The sequence below is a fragment of the Janibacter sp. CX7 genome (assembly GCF_024362365.1).
GTDB lineage: Bacteria > Actinomycetota > Actinomycetes > Actinomycetales > Dermatophilaceae > Janibacter.
Genome location: NZ_CP101464.1, coordinates 1,623,243 through 1,639,516, shown reverse-complemented (window position 1 = coordinate 1,639,516; position 16,274 = coordinate 1,623,243). Strand labels below are relative to the sequence as shown.

Sequence of the window (16,274 nt, the reverse complement as noted above, 5' to 3'; positions counted from 1 at the left end):
AGCGATGTGGCAGCACCCAACACGCCCGCGGCCAAGACCGAGCGCCTGCTCAACCTCACGATGAGCCTGCTCAGCACGCGGATCCCCCTGCCCAAGCAGCGGATCCGGCGCATGGTCGAGGCCTACCGCTCGGTCGAGTCCGACGAGGCCTTCGACCGGATGTTCGAGCGCGACAAGGAGGACCTGCGGGCCATGGGGATCCCGCTCGTCACCGAGGAGATCGGGGTCTTCGAGGACGAGCAGGGCTATCGCATCGACCAGCGCGACTACGCCCTGGCTCCCGTGGAGCTGACCACCGACGAGCGTGCCGTGGTCGGACTCGCCAGCCGGGCGTGGGCGCACGCGACGATGGCCGGCCCGGCCGCGACGGCCTGGCGCAAGATCGCTGCCGACGACGAGGTGGGGGAGGACCCCTTCGTCGGTCTCGAGCCGCAGCTCGGGGGCACCGAGCCGGCCTTCGAACCGCTCAAGGACGCCGTGCTGCACTCCACGCCCGTCCGCTTCGACTACGCGCGGCCCGGCGCCGGTGGGTCGCGACCCCGCCACGTCGAACCCTGGTACCTCACCGCCTGGCACGGCCGCTGGTACCTCGTCGGGCACGACCTCGACCGCGAGGCGGCGCGCGTCTTCCGCCTGTCGCGGATCGCCTCGGCGGTCACGTCGACGGGGGAGGCGCCGACCGTGCCCGTCCCCGACGACCTCGACCCCGTCTCGATGATCGCCGCCACCGACCCTGCCCCGGGTCAGGCCTCGCCGGCCGCGCTGCGGGTGCGGGCCGGCACCGGGCACGGCCTGCGCCGCCGGGCCACCTCGGTCACCTCGCTCGACGGCGAGTGGGACCGCGTCGCGCTCGACCACTCCGACCTCGACGGCTTCGTCAGCGAGGTCGTCAGCCACGGCAGCGACGTCGTCGTCGAGGAGCCGGCGCAGCTGCGGACGGCCGTCGTCGACCGGCTGCGGGCCGTCGTCACCACGCACGAAGGGAGCCGCCGATGAGCCGGCCGCAGGTCGAGACCGCGACGAGCCGGGTCGAGCGGCTGCTCACGATGGTCCCGTGGCTCGTCGGACGTCAGGGCATCGAGATCTCCCGGGCCGCCGAGGGCCTGGGCATCACCGAGGACCAGCTGAAGAAGGACCTCGACCTGCTCTTCATGTGCGGCTACGGCCCGATGACCGACGAGCTCATCGAGGTCAGCTACGAGGGCGGGCGGGTCTTCGTCAGCAATGCCGACACGATCGCCCGGCCGCTGCGCCTGAGCGTCGACGAGGCGATCTCCCTCATCGTCGGGTTGCGGTCCCTGTCGGCCCTCGAGGCGGGGGAGTCGAGCGCTGTCGAGCGGGCACTGGCCAAGCTCGAGGAGGTCGCGGGAGCGATCCCCGGTGTCGAGCGGGTCATGGTCGTCGACGACGACACCGAGGCCGGTCGCACCCGCTCGGTGCTGCAGGACGCGCTCTCGGCCGGTCGCCGGGTGCACCTGACCTATCACGTGCCCAGTCGGGACGAGCGGACCGAGCGCGACGTCGACCCGATGCGGCTGGCCCGGGTCGAGGGCCACTGGTACCTCGAAGGGTGGTGCCACCGGGCCCAGGACGTGCGCCTCTTCCGCACCGACCGGATCGAGGCCGTCGAGGTGCTCGACGTGCCGTCCGAGCCCCCGGCCGACGCCGTGCGACGAGACCTGAGCGCCGGCGCCTACCAGCGCGGTGAGGGCGACCTGCCCGTCACCCTGCGCCTGGCACCGTCCGCCCACTGGGTCGCGGAGTACTACCCGGTGACATCTCGGGAAACCTCGGGTGAAGACCTCGTCGTCACCCTGCCGACGAGCAACGAGGGCTTCCTGCGTCGACTCGTGCTGCGCCTGGGCGGCGCGGCCGAGGTCGTCGAGCCCGAGGCGCTGCGCACCGCGGTCACGGCGCACGCGACGCAGGCCCTCGCCGCCTACGACCCCGCCTGAGGGGCGTCAGCGCCCCTCAGGGTCGGGGCATACACTGCAACTTGTTGGTCGCCATCCGAAAGGTCTTGCCATGCCCACTCTGGGTCCCATGGAAATCATCCTCATCCTGGTCGTCATCCTGCTCCTCTTCGGCTTCAAGAAGCTGCCGGATGCCGCCCGTAGCCTCGGCAAGTCGGCCCGGGTCTTCAAGGCCGAGGTCAACGAGATGAAGGAAGAGGACCGCCAGCGCGAGGAGGCCAAGCGCACGCGTGAGGCCGGTACCTCGACCGACGGCAATGCCGTCATCGACGAGGCCAAGCCGCGCACGGACAACCAGTCCGGCCCGGTCGCCTGAGCACCCTCCCTTCGCCCTCCGCACGCATGGCCCGTAGCCCCCGCACGCCCAAGGACCCCGAGGGGCGGATGCCGCTCAAGGAGCACCTCCTCGAGTTCCGCAACCGGCTGATCAAGGCCGCCGCCGCGATCGTCGTGGGCGCGGTCGTCGGGTGGATCATCTACAACCCCGTGCAGGTCGGGCCGTGGACCTACGGCGGTGTCTACGAGCAGCTGACCCTGCCCTTCACCGAGTACAAGAAGGCCAACCCCGGCAGCGTCGTCACGCTGAACTTCGGCAATGCCACGTCGGCCTTCTCCACCCAGCTCGGGCTGTCGATCTTCACCGGGGTCATCATCTCCAGCCCCATCTGGCTCTGGCAGATCTGGGCCTTCATCCTCCCGGGGCTGACCAAGCGCGAGAAGCGCCTGTCGCTCGGCGTCTTCGGGACGGCCCTGCCGCTCTTCCTCGCCGGCTGCTTCTTCGCCTACCAGACGCTGCCCAAGGCGTTGCTCATCCTCTTCGGCTTCACCCCCGACGACGACAAGTCGAGCAACATCCAGCAGGCGAGCGACTACTTCACCTTCATCACCCGATTCATCCTCGCCTTCGGCCTGGCGTGGCTGCTGCCGGTCTTCCTCGTCGGGCTGTGCGCCATCGGCGTGCTGCCCGGCCGCACCCTCAAGAAGTCCTGGCGGATGGCGATCCTGCTGATCTTCATCGCCTCGGCGATCATCACCCCGACGCCGGACCCCTTCACGATGTTCCTGCTCGCCGGGCCGCTGTGCGTCCTGTACTTCGTCGCCCTCGCGATCTGCCTCTGGATCGACAGGCGGCGGATCGAGCGGGGCGAGGAGCCCGACTGGTCGGACCTCTCGGACGACGAGGCGTCACCGCTCACCTAGTCTCGGGTCCATGACCCGTGTGACTGCCGATCGCATCGGCCTGCTCGTCAACCCCACCGCCGGCAAGCACCGCGGGGAGCAGATCGGCACCCGTGTGGCCGACCTCCTCGAAGCCGGCGGACGCGAGGTCGTCGATCTCACCGGCCTCGACGCCGCGCGGGCCGAGGCCAAGGCCCGCCGAGCCGTGGCGACGGGTGACATCGACATGCTCGTCGTCGCCGGCGGCGACGGGGCCGCCGGGCTCGGGGCCAACATCTGCGCCGACACCGACGTCCCGCTCGGCATCGTCGCGGTCGGCACCGGCAACGACAACGCCCGCGAGCTCGGGCTGCCGGTGCAGGACGTCGAGGCGTCGGTCCAGCGGATCCTCCAGGGCTCGGTGCGACAGATGGACCTGGGGCGGGTGAGCGGCCCCGACGGCGAGCCGGTCCGCGACTACCTCGGCGTGCTCTCCTGCGGCTTCGACGCCGTGGTCAACGAGCGCGCCAACCGCATGTCCTGGCCCCGGGGTCCGCAGCGCTACAACCTCGCGATCCTGCGCGAGCTCCCGGTCTTCGGCGCGATCCACTACGACCTGACGATCGACGGAGCCGAGCGCGAGGTCGACGGGATGCTCGTGTGCATCGCCAACGGCCGCGCCTTCGGCGGCGGGATGAAGATCGCCCCGGCCGCCGACGTCGACGACGGTCTGCTCGACGTCGTCATCGTCCACGAGATCCCCGTCCCGACCTTCCTCACGGTCTTCCCCAAGGTCTTCTCCGGCACCCACACGACGCACCCGGCGGTCGAGATCATCCGGGGCGCCCGGGTCACCGTGGCGACCGAGCGGATCGTCAGCTATGCCGACGGCGAGCGGGTCGCGCCGCTTCCGGCCACGGTCGAGGCGGCCCGCGGCGCGCTGTCGATCGTGCGCTGAGCCGCTGGCATAGCGTGGGGGCATGTCCTCTCCCGCCGAACGCTATGCCGCCGCCCGCCGTCGCAGCGCGGGGGAGCTCACCCCCTTCGTCGAGGGTCTGGGCTTCGAGCTCGACACCTTCCAGCGTGACGCCTGTGAGGCCGTCGAGGCGGGACATGGCGTGCTCGTCGCCGCCCCGACCGGCGCGGGCAAGACGGTCGTCGGCGAGTTCGCCGTCCACCTGGCCCTCGCGCGCGGGCAGAAGGCCTTCTACACGACGCCCATCAAGGCGCTGAGCAACCAGAAGTACCACGAGCTCGCCGCCCGCCACGGCTACGACCGGGTCGGTCTGCTCACCGGCGACGTCTCGGTCAACGGCGAGGCGCCCGTCGTCGTCATGACGACCGAGGTCCTGCGCAACATGATCTACGCGGGCTCGACGACCCTCGACACCCTCGCCTTCGTCGTCATGGACGAGGTGCACTACCTCGCCGACCGCTTCCGCGGGGCCGTGTGGGAGGAGGTCATCATCCTCCTGCCCCGCTCGGTGCAGGTCGTCTCCCTCTCGGCGACGGTCAGCAATGCCGAGGAGTTCGGTGCCTGGCTCGCCGAGGTGCGCGGCGGCACCGAGATCATCGTCTCCGAGGAGCGCCCCGTCCCGCTGTGGCAGCACATGCAGGTCGGCCGCGACGTCCACGACCTCTTCGTCGACGACGGCTCCGCCGGCACCCCGGCGAAGGTCAACCCCGAGCTGCTCGACGCCATCCGCGCCCGCGTGCGAGGTGGCGGCGAGGACGACCAGCGTGGCCGCGGCGGCCACCGGGGTGGTCGTGACCGTCGCGGCGGACGCGGCCGTCGCGACGATCGGGGCCGCGGCGGCCAGGGACCGCGCGGTGGGGGAGGTGGCCGCTTCGGCGGTGCCGCCTCCCGGACCGAGGTCATCCGCGAGCTCGACCGCGACGGCCTGCTGCCCGCGATCACCTTCATCTTCAGCCGGGCCGGGTGCGAGGGCGCGGTCGGTCAGCTCCTGGCCAACGACCTGCGCCTGGTCTCCGAGCGCGAGGGCGAGCTCAACCGTCGCACCGTCGAGGAGCGCGCCTCCGTCCTGGAGGGCGAGGACCTCGACGTGCTCGGCTACCACCAGTTCGTCGAGGGCATCTCGCGCGGCTTCGCCGCCCACCACGCCGGGATGCTGCCGCTCTTCCGCGAGATCGTCGAAGAGCTCTTCACCGCCGGTCGCATCCGAGCCGTCTTCGCCACCGAGACCCTCGCCCTGGGCATCAACATGCCGGCGCGCACCGTGGTGCTGGAGAAGCTCGTGAAGTTCAACGGCGAGTCGCACGTCGAGATCACCCCTGCCGAGTACACGCAGCTGACCGGCCGTGCGGGGCGCAGGGGCATCGACGTCGAGGGTCACGCCCTCGTCGTGTGGTCCCGGGGGCTCGACCCCATGTCGGTGGCCGGTCTCGCATCGACCCGGACCTACCCCCTTCGCTCCAGCTTCCGGCCGACGTACAACATGGCCGTCAACCTCGTCGCCCAGGTGGGCCGCCAGACGGCCCGTGAGGTGCTCGAGACCTCCTTCGCGCAGTTCCAGGCCGACCGGGCCGTCGTCGGGCTGGCGTCCAAGGTGCGCGAGCAGCAGGAGTCCCTCGACGCCTATGCCGAGGCCATGCACTGCCACATGGGCGACTTCCGCGAGTACGCCGCGCTGCGACGGCGCATCTCCGACGTCGAGAAGGAGAGCTCGCGCAAGCGCAATGCCAACCGGCGCGCCGAGATCGCCGTCTCCCTCGAGGCCCTGTCCGTCGGCGACATCATCCGCATCGGCGGCCGTCGCTCGGGCATCGCGATCGTCGTCGCGCCGCCGCGCTCCTACAAGGGCGAGCTGTCCGCGCCGACCGTGCTCACCGAGCACAAGCAGATCCGCCGCCTCACCGCAGCGGACCTCGACGGACCGGTCACCCCCTTCGGCCGCCTGGCAGTGCCCCGCGGCTTCAACCCGAAGTCGGTCAAGCAGCGCTCCGACCTCGCCGCGACCCTGCGGGCCAAGGCACCGCACGAGGACGCGCCGAGCGTGCAGACCCACGCGGTCCAGAGTGCGAAGGGGGAGGACGAGCGCCTCGAGCAGCTGCGCCGCGAGCTGAAGTCGCACCCCTGCCACCAGTGCCCGGAGCGCGAGGACCACGCCCGGTGGGCTGCCCGCTGGTGGAAGCTCAAGCGCGAGACCTCGGCCCTGCAGCGCAAGGTCGAGCACCGCACCAACTCCGTGGCGCAGACCTTCGAGCGGATCTGCGTCGTCCTGAGCCAGATGGGATACCTCGGCGAGGACGGCGAGACCGTCACCGACCTCGGCAGCCGGCTGCGCCGGCTCTACACCGAGAAGGACCTGCTCGCGGCCGAGTGCCTGCGCGGGGGAGCCTGGAAGCGGCTCGACCCGGCCGAGCTGGCCGCCGTCGTCTCCATGCTCATCCACGAGCCCCGGCACGACGACGACCCCTTCCCGCGGATGCCGACGGACAACGTCTCGGACGCGTGGCAGGACATGGTGCGCCGCTGGAGCGAGCTCGAGGACCTCGAGCAGGCCAATGCCCTGCCTCCGACCGGCGAGCCCGACGGGGGTCTCGCGTGGGCCGTGCACCGGTGGGCGAGCGGGCGCCGGCTCGACGAGGTGCTCTCCGGCTCGGACCTGACGGCGGGGGACTTCGTGCGCCGGTGCAAGCAGGTCGTCGACCTGCTCGACCAGGTCGCGGACGCCGCGCCCGAGCCGCACCTGCGTGGCGTGGCCCGCACCGCCGTCGACAAGGTCATGCGCGGGGTCGTCGCCGCCGACCGCCTGGACTGACCTCCCCTTCGCCCGCCGGATGGGTGCGCTCAGCCGCGCAGGGCGGTCGCCACCCGGTCGAAGGGGGAGGTGAGCGCGTGGTCGACGGCCAGCCGGCTCATCGCGGCCGGGTCGGCGATGTCGCCGGGCAGGCGCAGGTCGACATCGGGGATCGGCACGTCGTGGGCGACCCGCACCACGAGCGGGGCGACGTCGAGGTAGTCGCTCGCCGCCTCGAGGTTGGCCCGGCGCGCTCCCTTGATCCCGGGGTCGCCGGAGGCGACGGCCTCGCGCACGCCGGCCAGCGAGCCGTAGTCGCGGATGAGCGTCGCAGCGGTCTTGTCGCCGATGCCCTTGACCCCGGGCAGCCCGTCACTGGTGTCCCCGCGCAGCGCCGCCATGTCGGCATAGGCGTCACCGGAGGCGACGCCGTACTTCTCCTCGAGGAAGGCCTGGGTGACGAGGTCGGGATCGCGCACACCGCCGCGTGCGGTGTAGACGACCCGGGTCGCGGAGGCGTCGTCGACGAGCTGGAAGAGGTCACGGTCGCCGGTGACGACGTCGACGGGCATCTGCCCGCGGTGGGCCATCGCCAGGGTGCCGATGACGTCGTCGGCCTCGTAGCCGGCCGCGCCGATGCGGGCGATACCGATGGCCGCGAGCGCCTCGGCGATGACCGGGACCTGCGGGGAGAGCTCGTCGGGGACCTCCTCGCCCTCGCCCGGGTCCTCGGCGACCCGGTGCGCCTTGTAGGTCGGGATCGCGTCGACGCGCCACTGCGGGCGCCAGTCGTCGTCCCAGCAGGCGACGACGTGGGTCGGGCGGTAGCGGGTGACGAGGGTGGCGATCATGTCGAGGAAGCCGGCCACCGCATTGGTCGGGATGCCCGAGGGCGCGTCCGCGCGAGCTGGCACGCCGTAGAAGGCGCGGAAGTACAGCGAGGCGGAGTCGAGCAGGAGCAGGCGGGAGCGCGCCGAGTCGGACATGCTCCGACCCTACGGGTCTCGCTTATTGTTCATGCATGGAAGCGGCGGATCGACGCATCATCGAGCTCCTGCGCCAGGACGGGCGCACGAGCTACACCGACCTGGGCAAGGCCATCGGGCTGTCCACCTCCGCCGTGCACCAGCGGGTGCGGCGGCTCGAGGAGCGGGGAGTGATCACCGGCTACTCCGCGGTGGTCGACCCGGCCGCCGTCGGCACGCCCTTGACGGCCTTCATCTCGGTGACCCCGCTCGACCCCCGCGAGCCCGACGACATCCCCGACCGGCTGCGCGACATCCCGCAGATCGACGCGTGCTACTCCGTCGCCGGGGACGCCAACTACATGCTCCGGGTGCGCGTGGGCACCCCGCAGGACCTCGAGGAGCTCCTCGCGACGGTCCGTAACAAGGGCGGCGTGTCGACGCGCACGACCATCGTCCTGTCGACGCCGTGGGAGTGACGACCCGCCTGCCCCTGCGGCTTCTCCTCGCCCTCGTCGGTGGGCTGTGCCTGTGGCTGTCCTTCCCCGACCACGACCTCGCGCTCCTCGCGATCGTCGGCGTCGGCCTCGTCGGGGTCGCCATGTGGGATGTCAGCCCCCGCGCCGGCGCCCTGCTCGGCCTCGTCGCGGGGCTGGGCTGCTTCGTCCCCACGCTCAGCTGGTCGGGCATCTTCGTCGGCACCTTCCCCTGGATGGCCCTCGCCGTCACCGAGTCGCTCTACGTCGCCGGCATGGGTGCCGTCCTCGCGGCGGTGCAGCGCCCGCTGGTCCGACGGGGCCACCTCCTGCCGGCCGCCCTGCTCGTCCCCGTGCTGTGGGTGCTTCAGGAGTGGGTGCGCGGCACGCTGCCCTACGGCGGCTTCCCGTGGGCCCGCATCGCCTTCAGCCAGGCGGACACCCCCTTCGCCCGATGGGCAGCGATCGGTGGAGCGCCCCTCATCACGCTCGCCGTGGCTCTCGTGGCGGTCCCGCTGATCCTCGTCGTCGTCACCCGCCGCCCGCCGTGGGTGGCCCTGGGGCTCCCGGTCGTCGCCGTGGCCGGCGCCTTCCTCGTGCCGGTGCCGACCGGTGGTGAGGCGACGGCACGCGTCGGCCTCGTGCAGGGCAACGTCCCGCGGGCCGGGCTGGACTTCAACGCCGAGCGGCGCAAGGTGCTCGACAACCACGTGGCCGGCACCGAGGCCCTCGCGGAGCGCCACGACGACCTCGACCTGGTCATCTGGCCGGAGAACTCCTCCGACATCGACCCGCTGCGCAATGCCGATGCCGCGGAGCAGGTGCAGCGCGCGCTCACGGCGGTCGACGTGCCGATCATCGTCGGGGCGATCCTCGACGAGCCCTCCCCGGCGGTCTCCAATGCCTCGCTCTACTACCGTCCCGGGGGAGGGGAACCGGCGCGCTACGTCAAGCAGCACCCCGTCCCCTTCGCCGAGTACGTGCCGCACCGCGACTTCTACCGGCTCTTCAGCAGCAAGGTCGACCTCGTGCGCGTCGGCTTCGCGAAGGGGGACCGCAACGCCGCCTTCACCGTGCCCGGCCGCGATGGCGACTTCTCCGCCGTCCCGACGATCTGCTTCGAGGTGGCCTACGACGGCCTCATGCGCTCGGCGGTCAAGGACGCGGAGACGAAGGGGGACCCCAGCCTCCTCGTCGTACAGACCAACAACGCGACCTTCGGCTACACCGCGGAGTCGACGCAGCAGTACGCGATCTCGCGCATCCGGGCGATCGAGCACGGCCGCAGCGTCGCCCACGTCTCGACGGTCGGCGTCTCCGGCTTCGTCAATCCCGACGGCAGCACGACGCCGGTCACGCAGCTCTTCACCGCCGCCCAGCCGGTCGACGACGTCGTCCTGCGCAGCGGACTGACGGTCTCCGACCGCCTCGGCCCCTGGGTCGAGTGGGGCAGCGCCCTCGTGCTGCTGCTCGCGGTGGTCTGGCGCCTGCGCCGACGACCGACGGGTAGTGTCGGTGACGAGCCACGGAGCGACCAGAGCCCGACCGAGCAGACCGAGGAAGCCACCACCGGTGCCTGACACGCAGCATGCCCAGCGACCGCCGATCGAGCGGGTCGCGGTCCTCATCCCGACCTACAACGAGCGCGACAACCTGCCGCTGATCGTCGACCGGCTGCGCCGCGCGGTCCCCACGGCGGACGTCGTCGTCCTCGACGACAACTCCCCGGACGGCACCGGTGACGTCGCCGACGCGATGGCCGCCGCCGACCCGCAGGTCTCGGTCATCCACCGCGAGGGCAAGCAGGGCCTGGGCGCGGCCTACCTGCACGGCTTCCGCTGGGCGCTCGAGCAGGGCTACGACGCGATCGTCGAGATGGACGCCGACGGATCGCACCGCCCCGAGCACCTGCCCCGCATGCTCGAGGTCGCGGCCGACGCCGACCTCGTCATCGGCTCGCGCTACGTGCGCGGCGGCAAGATCGTCAACTGGCCGGTCGACCGCAAGGCGATCTCCATGGCCGGCAACATGTACATCAAGCTCGTCCTCGGCATGCCGGTCAACGACGCGACCGCGGGCTACCGCGTCTACCGCGCCGAGACCCTGCGGACCATCGGTCTCGACGAGGTGGAGAGCGCTGGCTACGTCTTCCAGACCGACCTGACGGTGCGCACGGTGCGCGCCGGGCTGCGGGTCGTCGAGGTGCCGATCACCTTCGTCGAGCGCGAGATCGGCGACTCGAAGATGGACGGTGACGTCGTGCGTGAGTCGATGGCCCGGATCACCGGCTGGGGCGTGGCCCACCGTCGCCAGCAGCTGCGTCGGCTCGTCGACCGGGAGCCCACGTGGCACCGGTTGTGATCTTCGGGTCGGGTCCCTCGGGGCCCGGCCCATCGCCCCGCCGTCGCCGTCGGGTGGCGTGGATCCCGCTGGCCCTGGTCCTGTGGCTGATCGTCGAGATCGCCGCCGTCGTCGGTGTCGTGCAGCTCGTCGGCGTCTGGTGGACCCTGCTCGCCTTCGTGCTCCTGTCGGCCCTCGGCGTGTGGTTCCTGCGGCGCGAGGGGCGTCGGACGTGGGTGGCGCTGCGCGAGGCGCTGCGCAGCGGTCAGATGCCCTCGCGCGAGATCGCCGACGCCGCGCTCGTCTTCGTCGGGGGACTGCTGCTCACCCTGCCCGGCTTCGTCTCCGACGTCGTCGGTCTCGTCTTCGTCCTGCCGTTCACGCGGCCGGTGGCCCGGATCGGCCTCGAGGCCGTCGTCGCGCGACGCCTGCTCGCCGCCGGCCTCCCGGTCGCGCCCGGCGAGGCCCGGGTGCGCCGCTCGCCGCGACGTGAGGGGCGCGACGACGGGGGAGAGGTCGTCGAGGGCGAGATCGTCGACGACTGACCTCTTCGAGACGGCCGCGGACGGCCTCCTCAGGGACCGAAGGGCGGGGACCGAAGGACATGACGAAGGGGGTGGCCCACCGGTGATCGGTGGGCCACCCCCTTCGTCGTGCTGGGGCGCCGAGGTCAGGCGCTGCGCTTGCGCGGCTTCTCGCCACGGGAGGCGCGCAGCAGCTCGAGGCGCTCCTCGAGCAGCTCCTCGAGCTCGGGGATGGAGCGACGCTCGAGCAGCATGTCCCAGTGGGTGCGGACGTGCTTGGCGGGCTTGAGCTCGGGCTCCGGGCCGTCGAGGAGCTTGCCGAGCTTGCCGCAGCGGCACTCCCAGGTGCCGGGGATGTCGGCCTCGACGGAGAAGGGCAGCTCCGTGCGGTGCCCGTCGTCACAGACGTAGGTCGTGATCTGACGGTCACTGGGGACGACGTTGTCCGTCGTCTCCATGCTGAAGCTGACCATGCGCGTTCCGCGCAGCGTGCGCTCTGCCATGTTGCAAGTCTCCTGGTGTCTCTCGCGATGTCCGCGCCCCTGCCGCGCGGGCCCCTCGTCACATGACAACGCTCGTGGTGCGTCATCTGTTCCGGCTGCACGCATCATTGCGGCGCCGTGACCCGTGGGCGGGCCTTCCGAGTGGGGCCCGATCTGGCGGTGTGCTCGTGGCACGACCTGGGCCGACCCCACAGGATAGCGGAGTGCCACCGTGTCGCGCACATCGAGCCCGCTCCGCCCGCTAGCCTCACCACGTGACCGACGTGATCCCACCGACGAGCGAGCCGACGACCGCCCTGCGATCCGAGCCCCAGGGCGGCAAGGGCCGGATCATCGGGTGGGCCATGTGGGACTGGGGGACCCAGCCCTTCAACACGGTCATCACGACCTTCGTCTTCTCCGTCTACCTGACGAGCGAGAGCTTTGGCGCCACCAACACCACCTCGACCGCGCTGGCGATCTCGACCGCCCTGTCGGGTCTGCTCGTCGCGCTGCTGGCGCCCGTGCTGGGGCAGAACTCGGACCGGTCCGGCAGGGGAGTGCGCAACCTGCGCCTGCAGACCTGGTTGCTGGCGGCCCTGTCGGCCGCGCTCTTCTTCGTCAAGCCGGAGCCGGGATTCCTCGTGCTCGGCCTCGTCCTGCTGGGCATCGGCTCGATCGTCTCCGAGGTCGCGAGCGTCAACTACAACGCGTCCATCGAGCAGGTCGCCTCCCCGCACAATGTCGGCCGGGTCTCCGGCTTCGGCTGGGGGATGGGCTACCTCGGCGGCATCCTCGTGCTGCTCCTGCTCTACTTCGTCTTCATCCAGCCCGAGGTGGGCCTCTTCGGCGTCACCGGCGACGACGGCATGGACATCCGGGTGTCGATGGTCGTCTGCGGCCTGTGGACCCTGCTCTTCACCATCCCAACCTTCCTCGTGCTGCGGGACCGCCCGCGGGAGAAGGCTCCTCGCGTCGGGGTCGTCGACTCCTACAAGCTCGTCGGGGCCTCCCTTCGTCGCCTGTGGCATAGCTCCCGGCACACGGTCTACTTCCTCGGGGCCTCGGCACTCTTCCGCGACGGGCTCGCCGGCGTCTTCGCCTTCGGCGCCGTCCTCGCCGCGGGCACCTTCGAGATGTCGGCCGGGGAGGTCATCATCTTCGGGGCCGCGGCCAACATCATCGCCGGCATCAGCACGATGCTCTTCGGCCTGCTCGACGACGTGCTCGGGCCCAAGCGGGTCATCCTCATCTCGCTCGTCGCGCTCGTGCTGCTGGGCGCCGGCGTCTTCGTCCTGCACGACGGTGGCCCGATGGTCTTCTGGACCCTGGGGCTGGCCATGACCGCCTTCGTCGGACCGGCCCAGGCCGCCTCCCGCAGTTTCCTCGCCAGGGTCATCCCCGAGGGGCAGGCGGGTGAGATCTTCGGCCTCTACGCGACGACCGGACGCGTCGTGTCCTTCCTCTCGCCGGCCGCCTTCGCGCTCTTCATCTGGATCGGCGCACGGATCACGGGGGAGTCCAACACCCAGTACTGGGGCATCCTCGGCATCGCGCTCGTCCTCGTCGCCGGGCTCGCGGTGCTCATCCCGGTCAAGACGCCGCAGGAGCAGGTCGGTCCCCAGGCGGGCTGATCAGCGGGACGGACCCGCCGGGCGTATCAGCCGGCGTACTCCCAGTGCCACGGCTCGGGCAGCGCACCGCCGGCCGCGGCCCAGGACGGGTGGAACCACCCGTAGAGCGGCGCATTCTGCTGCATCCACGCGTGGGCGGGGTGGCCGAAGCTGTTGACGCCACCGCACAGGTCGAGGGCCTTGCCCAGGCCGTGGTTGCTCGTGCCGGGCGCCGCCGCCCAGCCGCCGCGCTGCTGCTTGGTGACGACCTGGTCGGCGTAGGAGCGGTAGGAGTCGGTGACGCAGAGCAGGTGCCCGGTGTCGCGCTGGTAGGCCTTGCTCATCGTGTTGAAGGCCGCCGCGGCAGCGGGTCGCAGGGACTCGCCCGGCGCCCCGATGAGCGGGCAGAGCGCGCTCGGCGGCACCTGGCCGTTGGGATAGGTGCCGACATTGGTCGAGCAGGGCTTGAGCCCCTCGAACTGGCTGACGTCCTGCCCGAGCTTCTTGAGCGCCGAGGTGAGCCGGTCGCTCGCCCCCTGCGCCCGTCCGTCGGGCCGGCTGATCAGGGCGTTGACGACCGGGCCGGCCTCCTTGAGCTCTGCGGCGTGCTTGCGGCGAAGCTCGGCGAGCTCGTCCTTGCGCTCCTTGAGCACCTCGTCGGCACGCTGCTTGGCCCGGTCGGCACGACGCTTGGCGCTGGCGGCCTTCTTGAGGGCCGAGTTCTTCTTCTTCGTCAGCGACGACTTGGTCACCGTGTCCTTGCGGACGAGGTCGACGGTGCGGATCCGCTCGTCGGTCAGATAGCTCAGGTCGCCCGCGGACTCGCCCTTGGTCTTCGAGCTGTCGGTGAGCGTCCCGATCATCGTCATCGTGTCGCTGTACCCGCCGGCCTGGGTGTAGGTGTCGAAGGCCCAGCTGCGCAGGTCGGCGCGTCCCTTCGCCAGCCGGTTGCGGTACTTGTCGAGCTCGCGCTGAGCGGTGTCGGCCTCGGACTTCGCCGAGTCGTACTCGTCGCGTGCCTCCGCCTTCTTCTGCAGGAGCTTGTTGGCCTTCGTCGAGTACGACTTCAGCGACTTCACGGCCGCCGCGATGTCCTTGTTGTCCTTGACCAGGTCGGCCGTCAGCCGGTCCGCCTCGGCGATCTGCTCCTCGAGGTCGCTCGAGGAGAGCGGGGTGTCGTTGCCGTCGCCGACGGGCAGGCCCTCCTCGTCGACGGACCAGGCGGTGCTCGGGCTGGAGGGGGCGCTCGTCGTGGGGGTGGGGTCGACGGGCTCCGCCGACGCCGACGACGCGGCCAGACCGGTGGTCAGACACAGCGCGACGACCGCGCTGGTCGCACCGCCGTGGCGGGGACGAGCTCGCATGGGTTCTCCTGGGAAGGGACAGACCGAGCAATCATAGGGCCGTCGGTCGTCGACGTACACGTCCCCGTGGACGCAGCGCCGGGCGAAGGGGGTGCCCTCAGTCGGTCTTCGAGGTCGCCTTCGCCGTGGCCCTGCGCCGGCGCAGCCGCACCTGCAGCTGGGAGCCGGCCGCCCGGGTCTCAAGGTAGGGCTGCTCGTCGACGAGGGTCGACAGCTTCTGGTGGCCGAAGGTGCGCGGGTCGAAGTCGGCGTGCGCCCGGCTCAGGTGCTGCCCGACGGTGCCGAGCGTGCTCCACCCGTCGTCGTCGGAGGTCGCGTTGATCGCCTTGGTGAGTGCGGACTGGAGGTTGATCGTCGTCTCCGGCTCGGCCTCGGCAGGGGAGGGGGCACCCCCTTCGTCCCGGGCCGGCTCGTCGTCGCGGGCCTGCTCCTGGAGCAGCTCGAGGAAGACGAACTGGTCGACCGCACGCCGCAGCGACTCCGGGGTCTTGCGCAGACCCAGCCCGTAGACCCGCTTGCCCGACTCGCGCAGCCGGGTCGCCAGCCGCGTGAAGTCGGAGTCGGAGGAGACGAGCGCGAAGGCCTCGACGTTGCCCTGCCAGAGCAGGTCCATCGCATCGATGATCAGCGCGCTGTCGGTGGAGTTCTTGCCGACGGTGTAGGCGAACTGCTGGACCGGCTGGATGGCATTGCGGTGCAGCTCCGGTTTCCAGCCGCCGAGCTGGGTCGTCGTCCAGTCTCCGTAGGCCCGCTTGACGGTCGGGGTGCCGTACTTCGCGAGCTCCTCGAGCACGGCGGAGATGTGCTTGGCGGAGACGTTGTCGCAGTCGATGAGAACGGCGATGCGGGTCGTCGAGCGAGGGTCGTCCATGTCGGCGACGCTACCCTCTGGCGCTCGCACGCGAAGGGGGACATACTTCCCCCGGACGACGGGCCCAGGGGAGTGTCAACGGGGGCCGGGATCCGCCACACCCACACCTCTGTCAGGAGTTCACGAATGCACCTGTCCCGCCGCACCATCGCCATCTCGTCCGCCGTCGCCGCCGCCGCGGTCGCCGCCGGTGGGGCCGTCTCCGCGGCCACCACGAGCACCCCGCCGCAGCTGTCGACCATTACCTACGTGGGCGTCTACGACACCACCTTCGCCGGCTTCCCCGGCGACACCCACCGGGTCTCCGTGCTGATGAAGCGCGGTAACACGAGCACCTTCGGCAAGAACCAGCAGAACTTCGTCAACGTCGAGTCCTTCTCCTGCACGGGTGGTGCCGTCGTGCCTCCGGCCGGCCCGGTGCCGGCCGCCTGCACGCTCGTCGCGACGACGCCGATGCGCAACACCGACGCGACGACCGCCTGGGTCTCGAGCACCGGCCGCTCCGGGTCCTTCACCGGCCGTCTCACGTCCCGCTCGGGGACCTCTCGCTCGCTGAGCAGCACCCTGAAGTTCTTCTACACCAACCCGGGCGGCGAGCACTCCTTCGGCCCGGACATGAACGTGCGCAACGGCTCCGGGCGCGTCACGGGCCTGCTGGGTGGCAAGGCCCCGACCAGCGCCTCGGTGCTCGTCACGACCTTCGGCGCGTGAGGTCGACGTCGCCGCCGGCCCGTGTGCCGGCGGCGA

Annotated in this window: 16 protein-coding genes; 12 read left to right on the top strand and 4 right to left on the bottom strand. The window is 71.3% G+C overall.

The window, feature by feature from the left end:
* The first annotated feature begins 6 nt into the window (after window positions 1-6).
* The 6 genes from NMQ01_RS08015 to NMQ01_RS07990 all read left to right on the top strand — a co-directional run bounded on the left by NMQ01_RS08015 (window position 7) and on the right by NMQ01_RS07990 (window position 6,913).
* The gene (locus tag NMQ01_RS08015; RefSeq protein WP_255183428.1) at window positions 7-996 is read left to right on the top strand and encodes a YafY family protein; all 990 of its coding nucleotides are present in this window, start codon (window positions 7-9) and stop codon (window positions 994-996) included.
* A complete protein-coding gene (locus tag NMQ01_RS08010; RefSeq protein ID WP_255183427.1) occupies window positions 993-1,955 on the top strand; it encodes a YafY family protein in 963 nt (320 codons plus the stop codon). Before NMQ01_RS08015 ends, NMQ01_RS08010 begins: the two co-directional genes overlap by 4 nt.
* A 70-nt stretch (window positions 1,956-2,025) precedes the next feature.
* Complete coding sequence (gene tatA, locus NMQ01_RS08005) at window positions 2,026-2,289, top strand: Sec-independent protein translocase subunit TatA (RefSeq protein WP_255183426.1); 264 nt, start codon at window positions 2,026-2,028, stop codon at window positions 2,287-2,289.
* A gap of 26 nt (window positions 2,290-2,315) precedes the next feature.
* Window positions 2,316-3,173, top strand: a complete 858-nt coding sequence (gene tatC / locus NMQ01_RS08000; RefSeq protein ID WP_255183425.1) for a twin-arginine translocase subunit TatC — start codon at window positions 2,316-2,318, stop codon at window positions 3,171-3,173.
* Window positions 3,174-3,183: 10 nt separating this feature from the next.
* Window positions 3,184-4,089, top strand: coding sequence for a diacylglycerol kinase family protein (locus NMQ01_RS07995; RefSeq protein ID WP_255183424.1), 906 nt, complete (start codon window positions 3,184-3,186; stop codon window positions 4,087-4,089).
* Window positions 4,090-4,111: 22 nt separating this feature from the next.
* Entirely contained in the window at window positions 4,112-6,913 is a 2,802-nt protein-coding gene (locus tag NMQ01_RS07990) for an RNA helicase (protein WP_255183423.1), read from the top strand.
* 29 nt (window positions 6,914-6,942) lie between these two features.
* On the opposite strand, the gene NMQ01_RS07985 is transcribed toward NMQ01_RS07990, so the two are convergent.
* On the bottom strand, window positions 6,943-7,878 hold the full coding sequence (locus tag NMQ01_RS07985; RefSeq protein ID WP_255183422.1) for a 5'-3' exonuclease: 936 nt from the start codon (window positions 7,876-7,878) through the stop codon (window positions 6,943-6,945).
* Window positions 7,879-7,913: 35 nt separating this feature from the next.
* Here NMQ01_RS07985 and NMQ01_RS07980 point away from each other — a divergent pair, with 35 nt between their 5' ends.
* Genes NMQ01_RS07980 through NMQ01_RS07965 form a run of 4 tightly spaced genes read left to right on the top strand, consistent with a single transcriptional unit; the run spans window position 7,914 to window position 11,218 of the window.
* Window positions 7,914-8,336 (top strand): Lrp/AsnC family transcriptional regulator, encoded by a 423-nt coding sequence (locus NMQ01_RS07980; RefSeq protein ID WP_255183421.1) that lies wholly within the window; start codon window positions 7,914-7,916, stop codon window positions 8,334-8,336.
* A complete protein-coding gene (lnt, locus tag NMQ01_RS07975) occupies window positions 8,327-9,913 on the top strand; it encodes an apolipoprotein N-acyltransferase (protein ID WP_255183420.1) in 1,587 nt (528 codons plus the stop codon). The genes NMQ01_RS07980 and lnt overlap by 10 nt, the downstream gene beginning before the upstream one ends.
* Window positions 9,906-10,694, top strand: a complete 789-nt coding sequence (locus NMQ01_RS07970; RefSeq protein WP_255183419.1) for a polyprenol monophosphomannose synthase — start codon at window positions 9,906-9,908, stop codon at window positions 10,692-10,694. Before lnt ends, NMQ01_RS07970 begins: the two co-directional genes overlap by 8 nt.
* A 53-nt stretch (window positions 10,695-10,747) precedes the next feature.
* The gene (locus tag NMQ01_RS07965) at window positions 10,748-11,218 is read left to right on the top strand and encodes an FxsA family protein (RefSeq protein WP_255183418.1); all 471 of its coding nucleotides are present in this window, start codon (window positions 10,748-10,750) and stop codon (window positions 11,216-11,218) included.
* A 125-nt stretch (window positions 11,219-11,343) separates the two neighbouring features.
* Here NMQ01_RS07965 and NMQ01_RS07960 read toward each other — a convergent pair whose 3' ends face one another.
* Complete coding sequence (locus tag NMQ01_RS07960; RefSeq protein WP_084452036.1) at window positions 11,344-11,700, bottom strand: RNA polymerase-binding protein RbpA; 357 nt, start codon at window positions 11,698-11,700, stop codon at window positions 11,344-11,346.
* Window positions 11,701-11,954: 254 nt separating this feature from the next.
* Here NMQ01_RS07960 and NMQ01_RS07955 point away from each other — a divergent pair, with 254 nt between their 5' ends.
* On the top strand, window positions 11,955-13,313 hold the full coding sequence (locus NMQ01_RS07955) for an MFS transporter (RefSeq protein WP_255183417.1): 1,359 nt from the start codon (window positions 11,955-11,957) through the stop codon (window positions 13,311-13,313).
* A 26-nt stretch (window positions 13,314-13,339) separates the two neighbouring features.
* Here NMQ01_RS07955 and NMQ01_RS07950 read toward each other — a convergent pair whose 3' ends face one another.
* A complete protein-coding gene (locus NMQ01_RS07950; RefSeq protein ID WP_255183416.1) occupies window positions 13,340-14,656 on the bottom strand; it encodes a D-alanyl-D-alanine carboxypeptidase family protein in 1,317 nt (438 codons plus the stop codon).
* Between the two features lie 97 nt (window positions 14,657-14,753).
* Window positions 14,754-15,527, bottom strand: coding sequence for an NYN domain-containing protein (locus NMQ01_RS07945; RefSeq protein ID WP_255183415.1), 774 nt, complete (start codon window positions 15,525-15,527; stop codon window positions 14,754-14,756).
* 126 nt (window positions 15,528-15,653) lie between these two features.
* Here NMQ01_RS07945 and NMQ01_RS07940 point away from each other — a divergent pair, with 126 nt between their 5' ends.
* Window positions 15,654-16,238, top strand: coding sequence for a hypothetical protein (locus tag NMQ01_RS07940; RefSeq protein WP_255183414.1), 585 nt, complete (start codon window positions 15,654-15,656; stop codon window positions 16,236-16,238).
* The last annotated feature ends 36 nt before the right edge of the window (window positions 16,239-16,274 follow it).

Bases quoted from the DNA above. Each gene is read 5' to 3' on its own strand.
- NMQ01_RS08010 (WP_255183427.1), top strand. From the start codon at position 993: ATGAGCCGGCCGCAGGTCGAGACCGCGACGAGCCGGGTCGAGCGGCTG.
- tatA (WP_255183426.1), top strand. From the start codon at position 2,026: ATGCCCACTCTGGGTCCCATGGAAATCATCCTCATCCTGGTCGTCATC.
- tatC (WP_255183425.1), top strand. From the start codon at position 2,316: ATGGCCCGTAGCCCCCGCACGCCCAAGGACCCCGAGGGGCGGATGCCG.
- NMQ01_RS07995 (WP_255183424.1), top strand. From the start codon at position 3,184: ATGACCCGTGTGACTGCCGATCGCATCGGCCTGCTCGTCAACCCCACC.
- NMQ01_RS07990 (WP_255183423.1), top strand. From the start codon at position 4,112: ATGTCCTCTCCCGCCGAACGCTATGCCGCCGCCCGCCGTCGCAGCGCG.
- NMQ01_RS07985 (WP_255183422.1), bottom strand. From the start codon at position 7,878: ATGTCCGACTCGGCGCGCTCCCGCCTGCTCCTGCTCGACTCCGCCTCG.
- NMQ01_RS07980 (WP_255183421.1), top strand. From the start codon at position 7,914: ATGGAAGCGGCGGATCGACGCATCATCGAGCTCCTGCGCCAGGACGGG.
- NMQ01_RS07960 (WP_084452036.1), bottom strand. From the start codon at position 11,700: ATGGCAGAGCGCACGCTGCGCGGAACGCGCATGGTCAGCTTCAGCATG.
- NMQ01_RS07950 (WP_255183416.1), bottom strand. From the start codon at position 14,656: ATGCGAGCTCGTCCCCGCCACGGCGGTGCGACCAGCGCGGTCGTCGCG.
- NMQ01_RS07945 (WP_255183415.1), bottom strand. From the start codon at position 15,527: ATGGACGACCCTCGCTCGACGACCCGCATCGCCGTTCTCATCGACTGC.
- NMQ01_RS07940 (WP_255183414.1), top strand. From the start codon at position 15,654: ATGCACCTGTCCCGCCGCACCATCGCCATCTCGTCCGCCGTCGCCGCC.